Annotated in this window: 13 protein-coding genes, 1 tRNA gene and 1 other RNA gene; 10 read left to right on the top strand and 5 right to left on the bottom strand. The window is 47.6% G+C overall.

Annotation, left to right across the window (positions count from 1 at the left end; translation table 11 throughout):
• On the bottom strand, window positions 1-1,031 hold a 1,031-nt coding region (locus GAC_RS00870), incomplete at its 3' end, for an FAD-dependent monooxygenase (RefSeq protein WP_037349003.1).
• 19 nt (window positions 1,032-1,050) lie between these two features.
• Window positions 1,051-1,128, bottom strand: a tRNA-Arg gene (locus GAC_RS00865).
• A gap of 124 nt (window positions 1,129-1,252) precedes the next feature.
• Between GAC_RS00865 and metK the strand changes: the two genes are divergently transcribed.
• The 3 genes from metK to GAC_RS06125 are packed head-to-tail and all read left to right on the top strand — an operon-like array spanning window position 1,253 to window position 3,587.
• Window positions 1,253-2,455 carry a methionine adenosyltransferase gene (gene metK / locus GAC_RS00860; protein ID WP_012659141.1) on the top strand — a complete coding sequence of 401 codons (1,203 nt, stop codon included), beginning with the start codon at window positions 1,253-1,255 and terminating at the stop codon, window positions 2,453-2,455.
• Window positions 2,446-2,991: an FtsW/RodA/SpoVE family cell cycle protein gene (locus GAC_RS06130; RefSeq protein WP_277812805.1), complete on the top strand. Its 546-nt coding sequence runs from the start codon at window positions 2,446-2,448 to the stop codon at window positions 2,989-2,991. The genes metK and GAC_RS06130 overlap by 10 nt, the downstream gene beginning before the upstream one ends.
• A gap of 20 nt (window positions 2,992-3,011) precedes the next feature.
• Window positions 3,012-3,587: an FtsW/RodA/SpoVE family cell cycle protein gene (locus tag GAC_RS06125; protein WP_277812804.1), complete on the top strand. Its 576-nt coding sequence runs from the start codon at window positions 3,012-3,014 to the stop codon at window positions 3,585-3,587.
• A 24-nt stretch (window positions 3,588-3,611) separates the two neighbouring features.
• Here the strand turns inward: GAC_RS06125 and elbB are convergent, their stop codons facing one another.
• Both elbB and GAC_RS00845 read right to left on the bottom strand, forming a co-directional pair.
• Entirely contained in the window at window positions 3,612-4,268 is a 657-nt protein-coding gene (gene elbB / locus GAC_RS00850; RefSeq protein ID WP_010266486.1) for an isoprenoid biosynthesis glyoxalase ElbB, read from the bottom strand.
• A 15-nt stretch (window positions 4,269-4,283) separates the two neighbouring features.
• Complete coding sequence (locus GAC_RS00845; protein WP_241760095.1) at window positions 4,284-5,126, bottom strand: hypothetical protein; 843 nt, start codon at window positions 5,124-5,126, stop codon at window positions 4,284-4,286.
• 491 nt (window positions 5,127-5,617) lie between these two features.
• Between GAC_RS00845 and gap the strand changes: the two genes are divergently transcribed.
• From gap to tsaE, 7 genes are all read left to right on the top strand, one after another.
• Complete coding sequence (gene gap / locus GAC_RS00835) at window positions 5,618-6,622, top strand: type I glyceraldehyde-3-phosphate dehydrogenase (RefSeq protein WP_010268966.1); 1,005 nt, start codon at window positions 5,618-5,620, stop codon at window positions 6,620-6,622.
• 75 nt (window positions 6,623-6,697) lie between these two features.
• Window positions 6,698-6,796: signal recognition particle sRNA small type (ffs, locus tag GAC_RS05345), an RNA gene on the top strand.
• A gap of 11 nt (window positions 6,797-6,807) precedes the next feature.
• Entirely contained in the window at window positions 6,808-8,232 is a 1,425-nt protein-coding gene (gene dnaX, locus GAC_RS00830) for a DNA polymerase III subunit gamma/tau (RefSeq protein ID WP_011114657.1), read from the top strand.
• A gap of 5 nt (window positions 8,233-8,237) precedes the next feature.
• Window positions 8,238-8,546, top strand: a complete 309-nt coding sequence (locus GAC_RS00825; RefSeq protein WP_010266474.1) for a YbaB/EbfC family nucleoid-associated protein — start codon at window positions 8,238-8,240, stop codon at window positions 8,544-8,546.
• Window position 8,547: 1 nt separating this feature from the next.
• On the top strand, window positions 8,548-9,558 hold the full coding sequence (locus GAC_RS00820) for an aspartate-semialdehyde dehydrogenase (RefSeq protein ID WP_011114656.1): 1,011 nt from the start codon (window positions 8,548-8,550) through the stop codon (window positions 9,556-9,558).
• Window positions 9,559-9,675: 117 nt separating this feature from the next.
• On the top strand, window positions 9,676-10,377 hold the full coding sequence (locus GAC_RS00815) for a Bax inhibitor-1/YccA family protein (protein WP_010266466.1): 702 nt from the start codon (window positions 9,676-9,678) through the stop codon (window positions 10,375-10,377).
• Window positions 10,378-10,380: 3 nt separating this feature from the next.
• Window positions 10,381-10,836, top strand: coding sequence for a tRNA (adenosine(37)-N6)-threonylcarbamoyltransferase complex ATPase subunit type 1 TsaE (tsaE, locus tag GAC_RS00810; RefSeq protein WP_010268962.1), 456 nt, complete (start codon window positions 10,381-10,383; stop codon window positions 10,834-10,836).
• 406 nt (window positions 10,837-11,242) lie between these two features.
• Here tsaE and infC read toward each other — a convergent pair.
• Window positions 11,243-11,539 (bottom strand): translation initiation factor IF-3 (gene infC, locus GAC_RS00805; RefSeq protein WP_037349001.1); only part of this gene is annotated, 297 nt, incomplete at its 5' end.

Raw genomic sequence — 11,539 nt, 5'->3', positions numbered from 1 at the left:
ACCGTAGTGATTGCTGCCATAGAATAATTGTCAAGCAGCCTGCGCTTTTCTATTTCTTCTAAAATGAATTGCTGGCCTATATCAGATCCTACTGAGTGATATGCACTGAGTATCTCTACTGCCACTTCCACGTCTCGTATGCCAATATTCAACCCCTGCCCGGCAACTGGGTGGATGGAGTGAAGTGCATCTCCCAACAGGAGGGAGCGCTTTGCGTATTGTCTATCAGCCAGCACCATTGAAATTTTGTGGCAAGACCTACGCCCAATAACCTCCACACACCCTATATGTTCTCCGCACTTCTTTTGTAGCTCGGTTTCAAACTCATCATCCGAAAGCTGTAATAGCATTTGGGCTATCTCGGTTTTTTCAGTCCATATAATCGATGAGTGATATCCTCCATGCATCGGTAGAATTGCAAACGGCCCACCTTGAAAAAAGTGCTCAATCGCTACATTGCGATGGTGTTGCTTATGACGCACGTTACAGGTAATACAGCTTTGTTTATAGTCGTACCTCAAGGTTCCTATATGTGATTTTCTAAGGAACTTTGACCCCTTTCCTTCGGCGCAGATTACCAGCCTACTCGAGATCTTCTCTCCATTCGTTAGCGAAGTTTCAATGAACCCACCCTTGGCCTCTATTGCACCATAAGAGGTGGAGGTTATGTGGGTGAACCCATTTACCTTACTCTGTAACATGGAAGATATCTCTTTTCCACTAATGGTGTACCCCATAGGGTCATTCCCCACTAGTTTATGGTCATAGTGGACTGTAGAGAGGCTATTGCCATCGAAGATTAGTATATCCTCTATAGGACAATAAATTCCATTGTGATTCCACACTCCAAAGCGGTCAAAAACATCTTTTGACCTTTTGGAGATCGCGAAAACCCTGTGATCCAGATTGCTGAGCACGCAGTCTTTCTGCTCAACGACGGCAGCTTTCATTCCGCTCTCTGTGAGCCCAATTCCCGCCAGGATTCCGTTTACCCCACCTCCGAGAATAACTACATCGTAGTAGCGAACCATGGAGCGACCTACAAAAACCTGGTGTGCCCGAAGGGACTCGAACCCCTGACCCGCAGCTTAGAAGGCTGCTGCTCTTGTCCAGCTGAGCTACGGACACCCCGTAGAAGAGGCTTGCATATTTAGTTTTTTAAGTCAATAGATTGCTGAGAGCCCATGTGGGTAACATAGCGATTTGTAACTGGTTAGATTTTTATGTATCATCGTGAGAACTTCTTCTTCGTTTGATCAGTGTGTTTCGTATACATAGCTCAGGTGGGGAGTGCTTTCTCACGAGTGAGTCAGTCTCCCAAGGGCACCCAGATAAAATAGCCGATCGGATCTCAGACGAGATTTTAGACCATTTTATGGCGAAAAACCCATACGCCCACGTTGCGGTAGAGACACTAGTTACCAGAGATAATGTGGTTGTAGCTGGGGAGGTCTGTGGCGTAGATGTAGACTTGGGGGCGATTGAAGATGTGGTACGAAGCACAGTTAAGGAAATAGGGTATAGCCTCCCTGGGTTTCACTGGAACACAGTAAAAGTTTCGATACTCATACACGAGCAGTCTCCAGATATAATCCTCGGTGTAAACACAGGAAGAAGAAAAAAAGGCGCTGGTGACCAGGGAGTAATGTACGGCTACGCGGTGGATGAGACATATTCTCTTCTACCTGCACCAATCTTCTACTCGCACCTCGTGTTAAAGAATATCGCTTCGGCCATATATGAGGGTAGGATATCCGGCTTGGGACCAGATGCCAAAACTGAAATCACTCTACTATACGCAAACCGCAAACCAGTAAAAGTTTTGAGGGCGGTGATGTCCATCCAGCACGAGGAGGGAATGACCCAACGGGATGTTAGGGACCTGGTATATCCGCATTTTGTTGCTGCAATTCCAGAGGGGTGGATGTGCAAAGATGAAGATTTCCTCGTAAACCCTACCGGTAGATTCGTAGTTGGGGGGCCTGTAGGTGATTCTGGTATGACCGGGAGAAAAATTATGGTTGATACCTACGGCGGGCACATACCGCACGGTGGGGGAGCCTTTTCTGGTAAAGACCCCAGCAAGGTTGATAGGTCTGCAGCATATATGGCAAGATACATAGCGAAAAATGTGGTTCAGGCTGGGCTTGCTGCTGAGTGCCTAGTTCAGATGTCTTACGCGATAGGAGTGCCCACACCCCTGACCTTCAGCGTAAACACCTTAGGGACTGGTTTGGTTCATAATGAGTGTATCGAGAAGTATATAGAGGAAAATGTAGATCTTTCCATAAGCGGTATCTGTGATCACCTATTGCTATTTGAGCAGATTTACGCGCCCACATCATGTTATGGGCACTTTGGTCGCAATTTTGGAGAAAGCTTCTCCTGGGAAAGGCTTGACCTATCTCTTGATATGGCTAGAGTTTTTGGTCTAAGATGCAAGGAATGCGTTTAGGGGCAAATGCCATAGACCTATTTCGCTTGCTGAGCGTGTTTTTCAACCGGTGGTACAGGTCTGTAGACAAGCCGCTTCTTCTTTCCTTTTTTACTATATCGGTCATCAGTCTTACTCTGATTTCCTCTGCCGGACCAGTCATTGAAAGTAGGGTTATGCTGCCAAAGGACCATTTTCTACTTCGGCATCTTACCTATCTGTGTATAGCACTTGGCATTGTGGTGGTGTACTCAATGATGAATGAGAGGCTCATCATAGCCACCTCTTTCCTACTGCTTTCTGTATGCATAATTCTTTTGGTTTATATAGCGTTTTGGGGAGTGGGAGTAAAAGGTTCTAAGAGGTGGTTTTTCTTCCTAGGCCTATCAATCCAGCCGTCCGAATTTGCGAAGACTGTTTTTTCTGTTGTGAATGCCTGGATTCTATGTAGAACAGAGAGCAAAACAAGATACATCTCCTCTGCAGCCATTTACGTTAGTTTAGTTTCGCTACTCCTACTACAACCAGATCTTAGCATGTTTGTTATGTTTCCTTGATTTGGGGAAGCCAGCTGTTTGTGTATGGTATATCTTTTTTATCAATGCTCGCGATAGCGGCTTTTTTTCTGGCCGGGGTGCTGCTATACCTGTTTTTGTTCCCATACACCAGGGAGCGGGTTCTGACCTTTTTTGATCCAACAAACCATGATCACTTTCAGATATTGAATTCCATAAGGTCATTCAAAGCCGGTAGAATGCTGGGTGCGGGTCCGGGTGAGGGGGTGGTCAAACTACTACTTCCAGATTGCCATACAGACTTCATATTCTCCGTCGCCGCGGAGGAGTTTGGTGCAATGTTATGTATGTTAATCTTATTTATTCTCGGGTACATAGCCACCAGGGCATGGTTTTTTGCATATAGTGAGAGTGACCTATTTAAACTGTTGTCGGTATCAGGCCTCTTTTTTCAATTTTCATCCCAGTTTATGATCAACGTTGGGGTCGCGCTAGACTTACTACCCACAACAGGCATCGCACTGCCGTTTCTCAGCTACGGTGGGTCTTCGCTAGTCTCCACCAGTATAATGCTTGGCATTTTGATGTCATTTAACAGAATGAGATCTTTAGAACGTAGGATAAAACTCGACGCTTAACCTGGGTTTATGCCCTTATTTGCTCTACCTACCGCCGCAAAACTTAACCATGCCCTCAACCATCTTTTGGATGCCTAAATGCACCCTATGCAGCGTATCGTCGCGCATATATGCCGAGCAAGAGAAAACTGCATTTTTTTCATCTGCGACAAAATCATCAGTAGGACATACGACGTGCTCCCCTCCACACCGGGATATTATTCCGTCTGCATCGTCCCCGAGCGTGACCTTCACCTTTACCAGCTCACTCAAAGCTGCAGCTATAACTGCGGGGGCTATACACACGCCGCCGATGGCCTTCCTTGCCCGATGGAACTGATGAATAAGGCCTTTAACGCTGTCAATAACGCTCACAGGCCCGCTTTGGGAGACTAGATTGGAGAAATTCTTAGCGACACCGAAACCTCCAGGGACTATAAGCATGTCAAACTCATGTACCTGCACCCTTTCTATGCTAATAACTTCCCCGCGGGCAATTCTAGCAGACTCAGCAAGAATGTTTCTTGTTTGGTTCTCTGTGGATTTTGATGCGTGGTTTACTACATCATGCTGTTGGATGTCAGGCGCGCAGCACTGGAACTTAACTCCTAACCTATCCAGCTCCAGCAGAACTAGCACTGACTCGCGTACCTCGGAGCCGTCCATGTGACCGCACCCACACAGCAATACCACGCAATTCATAACCTGACCCCATCCCTACCTCGACAGGCGGCATTCCTGGTAGCCAAAGCAAGATCTTATTTCGTGGGTAGATAACATCGCCAACCGCTCTGTCCCTTCCCCGCTTTCTACCATCCGCTTCAACTGCGTACACTTCTCATGGTTGGCAGTGAGCATCATAACGACGCTTGTCAGGACCAGTAATATCCCAACGAGACGCAGGGCCCAACCTATCGGAAATGTTCCACCGGAGGACAAGGGAGCAGATGCGATCTTCCCAACGGACTCCATCGCCAATACGACCTTCCCTCCGAAGAGCAGGAAGTTTCCGCACAGGTATAATACTGTCAACCTAGCCTGATGCGCAACATTTTTCGAGCATGTCGGCTTGTTCCTGTGGATTATCCAGAAAGAAACCGCAAACATCAGGGCTGACGCGAAGAACAGAGCATTGACTACCATGTCAGTAATCTGGGTTACACCCATGCCCCCGACCTTAACATGGCCAGATAAAGAAAGCCCGGAGTATAATAAGACCCCCAAACCAACTAAGTGTATGGTGGTAAAGAGTACGGAGGCAGCAAGGTCTACTTTATTCGCATGTACTTCCATGAAGTCTGATGCCTTGTCCAGTGGCTTTCTATCGACCCTTTCCAAGGATATCTTGCTTTGCAAGCCCATACGTCTGGACTCAAGCTCAATTCTCTGCTGTATTTTGCGTTTGTCCCTTTCTATCTTGAATACCAAGATGAGGCCACATATAACACCCAAAGATGCAGTGAGGCCTGTTAGGAATTCCATGGCTGTCCAGAAATTTGCTGCGGATGCACCCATCCCAGAAAGCAAGCCCGCCTGAGAAAGCGCAAGCAAAATGAACATAGTTGTCGTTATCAGGAGCGTGAATATCGAACAACATTTGCCGGATATAATTGAGCTTTTCTATTTTCAGCATCTTTCTTGGGATGCTAAGCGATAACGTCATGTTGCGAACCTCAACAACGTACGCGTAAATTTTAGCATAAATTGTAAGATTTTTACATATTTACGGGTCAGCAAGGTAGGAGAAAGGTAATACAAAGGCCCACTTTATGACCAAATTAAAATTTTAAATTCTGTGTCCCATAGGTTGCAAACCGCAGTTTTGTGCACAATTTTGCAGGTCTATTTTGCTTAGTGACGGGATTTGTACACAATTGCAACGTTGGACCCCTTCTAGGCCGCTTCTATGGACTTTACGACTGCAAATTGCGTTACACTTGTATGAACATAACCCCTTGGTGTGGTAGCAACTAAACATTGCGGTATGAATCAATTGCGCAAACCTTGCAACCGTGGCAGATTTGTATGTGCTTAAATTTTTGTGAATTTTCATGCTCAGGATTGGTATAAACGGCCTTGGTAGGATAGGGAGATGCCTATTTAGGGTGTTGTTCGAAAATAATATCCCAAATGTAGAATTGGTTGCTGTTAACGGATCTTCTAGCTTAGAGCTGCACAGACACCTACTGAGGAATGATTCGGTGCATGGAAGGTTTGGGTGTAATATTGGTATAAAAGAGGGCGCCCTTCTTGAGGTTGGTGGTAAAACCGTAAAATTTTTCAAGGAAAAGCAACCCCAGGACATTCCGTGGGAAGAAGTAGGGGTAAACGTCGTTCTGGAATGCACTGGAAAATTTAACAACAGGGAGTCTTCCGGGCTGCATCTTGGGGGCACGGTGAAAAAAGTAGTGGTATCCGCTCCGGTTGCTGATGCAGATATCCAGGTAATTTTTGGCGTGAATGAGGGGGCGATAAGTAGTGAGCACGACGTGATATCAGTTGGATCGTGTACCACAAACTGCGCAGCCCACGTTGTTAAGGCTATGGATGAAGCTTTTGGGATAGAAGGTGGATTTATAACTACGGTACATGCGTACACGAATGATCAGAATCATGTAGATGGCAGCCACAAGGACCTTAGAAGGGCCCGCGCATGCGGTCTTTCTATGATTCCCACAACCACGGGGGCATCTAAGGCTCTAGAGGTCCTGTTCCCCAAGCTGTCTGGGAAACTTTCTGCCTCCTCCATCAGGGTACCCACCCCAAATGTTTCGGTAGTAGACTTTGCTTTTGTTTCTTCTTCTAAAGCTACTGTAACGTCCATTAATGAGGCCTTGTGCAAGGCAGCTACTGCACGTCCGGACGTGCTTATGGCGTCAGACGAACAACTAGTCTCATCTGATTTTAATCACACAACTTATAGCGCGGTTTTTGACCTTATGGAAACTTATGCCAACGATGGTGGTGTGTCTAGGGTACTCGCCTGGTATGACAACGAATGGGCTTTTGCCACCAGGATGGTAGATGTCTCCAGGGAGTTGTTGCGGTTTTTATAATACTGGTGCTAAGGGCTATAACGGTGCATCGGCCGCAAAAAACCCAGTTGAGTTTTTTGTGAACTGTGATAGGATTTTCAGGGCGGTGCGAGCAGATTGCGCGTGAAGTCGGTCAGGTTAGAAATAAAGCAGCCGTAGCGTCGTCTTTCTGGGTTGCGCTTCCCACTGTTGTTCCGAGTGTAGCCGTGAATTTAGCGCTTAAGTACAGGCCACGCAGCTTTGATGATCTCGTGGGCCAGGATGTCCTGGTGCGAATTCTTAGGAACGCGTTCACTATTGGCTCTCTAAGCTCCCCTATACTAATGGTAGGGGCAAGTGGGGTCGGCAAAACCACATGTGCCAGGATAGTCTCTCTGTGCCTTAACTGCGTTAACGGTCCTACCCCAGATCCCTGCGGGACGTGCCATGAGTGCGTTTCCATAAAAAACTCCACTAACCCAGATGTTATCGAGATGGATGCGGCCAGCAACACGGGCGTGGATGACATACGAGTGTTGTTGGAAAATTCTAGTTACCTTCCCACCTCATCTAGGTATAAAGTTTATATCATCGATGAAGTGCACATGCTTTCGATAAGTGCTTTCAACGCCCTGTTGAAGACTTTGGAAGACCCTGCGGAGCATGTGAGGTTTGTTATGGCCACAACGGAAGTGAGAAAAGTTCCTGTCACCGTGGCCTCAAGGTGCCACAGGCTAGATCTCTTCAAACTTACTACTGATCAACTCTTTGCTCATTTGGTCGAGATTGCCAAAAAGGAGGATATAGAGCATGACGGGGACGGGTTGCGGCTCATAGCAGAGAATGCTTCTGGGTCAGTGCGGAATGCCCTATTCCTGTTGGAGCAGTCTGCAATCTATACGAAAAACAAAATTCACGTTAGCGAGGTTAGAGCGCTACTTGGATGCGTAGATAAGCACTTAACCGAAAATTTGGTCAAATGCATATTGCTTGCCGATGCTTCGTCGGCGCTCGAGGTTTTTAGGGAATTGTGCTCCCAAAGCCTGCCGGTCCCCATATTGGAAGGGGTGCAACTGATAGTATACGAACTTTGCGTGACCTCAGTGAGCAAGGGACATAAATTTGACTTAGGGCGCGAGCTGCTGTCTACTGTAAGGTCTGGCTCCACCCCGTTTCTCTCCAGGGTGTGGCAAACCCTGACGCACGGGCTGCAAGAGGTGAAAAATGCCGATGACGTGCAGCGTGCTGGGGAGATGATGGTAATAAGGCTGTGTTACCTAAGTGATCTACCATCTCCGCAGAAGATTGCCGGGTTATTGCTCTCCAAGAGCAGGGAGGGAGCTCCGATGCACACTGTTAAAAAAAAAGTTGAGGGTGCAACCACGTATAGCTACGGAACACCGGAATTGGAATCCCGTACCATGGGTGGTACAAGTGGCGAAAGTGCTGGCCCTAGCCAGGTCGCAGCTAGTGAGAGCGCTCCTACCCAACGAGTGTATGACAATGAGCAGCGTACTGAACCCATGAAAAAAAATGGTGTCAATACTCATGACAAGGTGTACAATCCCGAGGAGGATGAGGCTGTGATGGGCGTGATGAGGGATTTTGAGGGCGCATCAGTCGTTGGTTGTTATGATTTGGTGTCTGAGTAGTTTATATGCCCTTTGATGACCAGAAGTTTTTCGATCTCCAGAATGCTATAAAAAAGAAGCTTGGTGAGTTTCGCGCGCACCAGGAGCCCAAGTCTTTTGACGGGCAATCGCTGGGTGGCAGGGTGCGCGTCAAGATAGTGCTATCCAACTTTTTAGAGTACAAAGTCCAGGAGGTGCGGGTTGACCCCTCAGTCCTGGAAGGCGAGGCTTTCATGGTGGAAGACCTAATCAAAGCCGCATTTGATGACGCGTTTAGGAAGTCGGTAGAGCATAACAAAGGTCTCATAAGTTCGCTAATGTCTTTCCATTTCTAGTATGAGTCGTATAGCTGTAGTTGGAGCTACTGGAAATGTAGGGAGGTTGGTGCTAAAAGTGCTGAGCGAGCGCGGTTTTTCTGTTGATAGTGTCGTAGCACTTTCTTCAGCCGAATCTGCGGGTAAGCGCCTGGGTTATGGTGAGAACTCTGAAATTCGGTGTGGCAGCCTGGATGAGTACGATTTCCACGGTTCTGAACTGGCGATTTTCGCCACCAGCGATGCAGTATCGGAGAGGTATGTCGGTAGAGCGGTGCAATGTGATTGTGTCGTTATTGATAGCTCGTCTTGCTACCGCATGGATGACGACGTTCCGCTGGTTATTCCGGAGGTAAACGGAGACGCCATAGCCTCGTATACCAACAAAAACATCATTGCAAGCCCTAACTGCTCAGCCACGCAGATGCTGGTAGCGCTTAATCCATTGCGTGCTGTGGCGGGAATAAAGCGGGTGGTGGCGTCAACATACCAATCTGTTTCCGGTGCTGGAAGGGGCGCGATGTCTGAGTTATATGACCAGACTAAGGCCATGTTTGTAAACAAGAAGCTAGAACCGAGCGAGTTTCCCAGGCAGATATCTTTCAATTGCATTCCGCATGTAGGTGAGTTTTTGGAAGATGGTTCAACGACCGAAGAGTGGAAGATGTCCGCTGAGGCGCAAAAGATCATGGGTGAGGACATAAAAATTGTTGCGACTTGCGTTAGAGTTCCAGTATTTGTATGTCACTCACAGGCTCTGAATATCGAGTTTCATAGCGCAATTTCTGTGGATGCAGCATACGAAGCGTTGAGCGAGGCACCGGGCGTCCTAGTGCTTGGTAACGAGAGCAGCATGCAATACGTAACCCCGATAGACTGCGTTGATGATGATGTAGTGTATGTATCTAGAATCCGCAAGGATACAACCGTGCCTTATGGGTTGAGTATGTGGGTAATATCTGACAACCTGAGGAAGGGTGCTGCATCTAACTTAGTGCAGATAGCGCAGATTTTGGTTGAGGAATATCTCTAGATGGGTGTGAATGGGAGTGAGAGCTCTTATTCTGGCTGCTATTTTACTCATTTTAGTTGATATTATACCGTTTGTGTGTTAGCATGTATGGTTTTCGAAGAGGAGCGGTTGTAATTTATGAACGATTACAGTGCCCAGTTCCAAGGCGCTTATTACTGCGCGGGGCTCAGGAGCTACTTGGTTAAGGTGTATAACTACATGGCTGCGGCCCTGGGGCTTACCGGTGTTGTTGCTTTGATGACTTCCTTTTCTCACGGGTTGATGAGTGTTCTTTACGGAACCCCACTGCACTGGGTGGTGTCTCTTGCCCCCATCGTCATGGTGTTCTTTCTCTCCTCCAGGGTGCACAGCATGAGCGTGCAGGCGGTGTTTGCGGTGTTTTTCGGGTTTGCGGCCACGATGGGGCTTTCCCTCTCGTACATGTTCATGGTGTACACCGCGCACAGTATAGCCAGGGTTTTCTTCATATCCTCCGCTATGTTCGGTGTGATGGCATTCTACGGGAATACAACCAAGAGAGACCTGTCTAAATTCGGCACTTTCCTCATCATGGGGGTTGTCGGGATATTGATAGCCTCGGTCGTGAATATATTCATGGCGAGCGGTCCGCTACATTTCGCTATATCGGTGGTTGCTGTGGTAGTGTTCACTGCGATGACAGCTTTTGATGCTCAGCGCATCAAGGACATGTACTACCGGTTTAATGATGGCTCTGAGGTCACTTCGAGTAAGATGGCCGTTATGGGCGCGACCAGCTTGTACTTCAACTACATAAACATTTTCCTTAGCCTGTTGCATCTCATGGGAGATCGCAGATAACAGATGTGTCCCCCTGTACAACAAGGGGACAAGGCTGTTTCCTATCACCAGCGCCTCGACCTTAGCGCGCTGCGTGGGGTGGCGGCCGCCCTTTCTAAGTCCTTGGCGGGGGATATGGCGGTTGCTATCAGTGGGGACTTAGGCGTCGGGAAGACTGAGTTTTGCAAGGCGATTATTCTTGAGTTGTCGAGTGCCAGCTTTCTTGGCAGCCCTACGTTTGGTGTAATCCACGAATATGAGTGCCCTGGGTTTCTTTTGTATCACGTAGACTTATACAGGCTCTCTTCCGTTAAGGAAGTGCAGGAGGCTGGTGTTTTTGACGTTTTAGCCGGCAATTTGGTGCTTGTCGAGTGGCCCGAAATTCTTGGTAATTGCGTGAAGTTTGATTTGGAACTCAATGTCACCTATTCCAGTGCGGGTAGCGATATGCGTGATATTGCGATACGGAGAAACTCCTGAGGTGTTATCTCGCCACTGACGTGGGTCACAAGGCTTTCCTTTCTAATCAGCGCACAGTTACGTACATAGCGCCGTGGCTTGTGGTGTGTCTGCCGCAGTTAATGCCGGAATGGGGTGCCCCGTGCGGCGTACCTTGGGTGATGAATTATCGACGCATTTACCCAGAGTGCTATCCTAATGATATGGACCGTAAACCGGTATCACCAAAGTCGGTAGGTACAAACCAATTCAGCAAGTAATGGCACAGTGTATCTTTTTACGGCGGTAGTATGCAGGTAGCAGACTCCCGTGCGCGCCAGCAACCATGAGTGCTACCTAAACGGAAACCTGGCCCCTGATTTACGTGGGGCGTAAAACTCTAGAAACCACCAAGCGAATGTGCCTGGTAGCAGGGGGACGATATTGGCTACTGCAATGAAGAAGAGGAAGAACCACTCCCCTTACTACCAAAGACCATACTCATCACATTTCCATCCATTCTAGGAGAAGACTCTGGTCTAGCAACTCCTTCAGTATCATTCACTAAACGATCTAGAATACCTAACCCCACTTCCTTATACTGAAGCTCACGTCCCACAAACCTTATAGACACCTTAACCTTATTTCCCTTCTCTATGAATCCTTTGAGGTTGTTGAGCTTAATGTTATAGTCGTTGTCCTCAATGTTTAGCCTGAACTTCAGTTCTTTGAGTGAGGAGGATCT

This window comes from Anaplasma marginale str. Florida (assembly GCF_000215485.1).
In the GTDB taxonomy this organism is placed as follows: Bacteria; Pseudomonadota; Alphaproteobacteria; order Rickettsiales; family Anaplasmataceae; genus Anaplasma; species Anaplasma marginale.
This window is presented reverse-complemented; position numbering and strand designations above follow the sequence as displayed.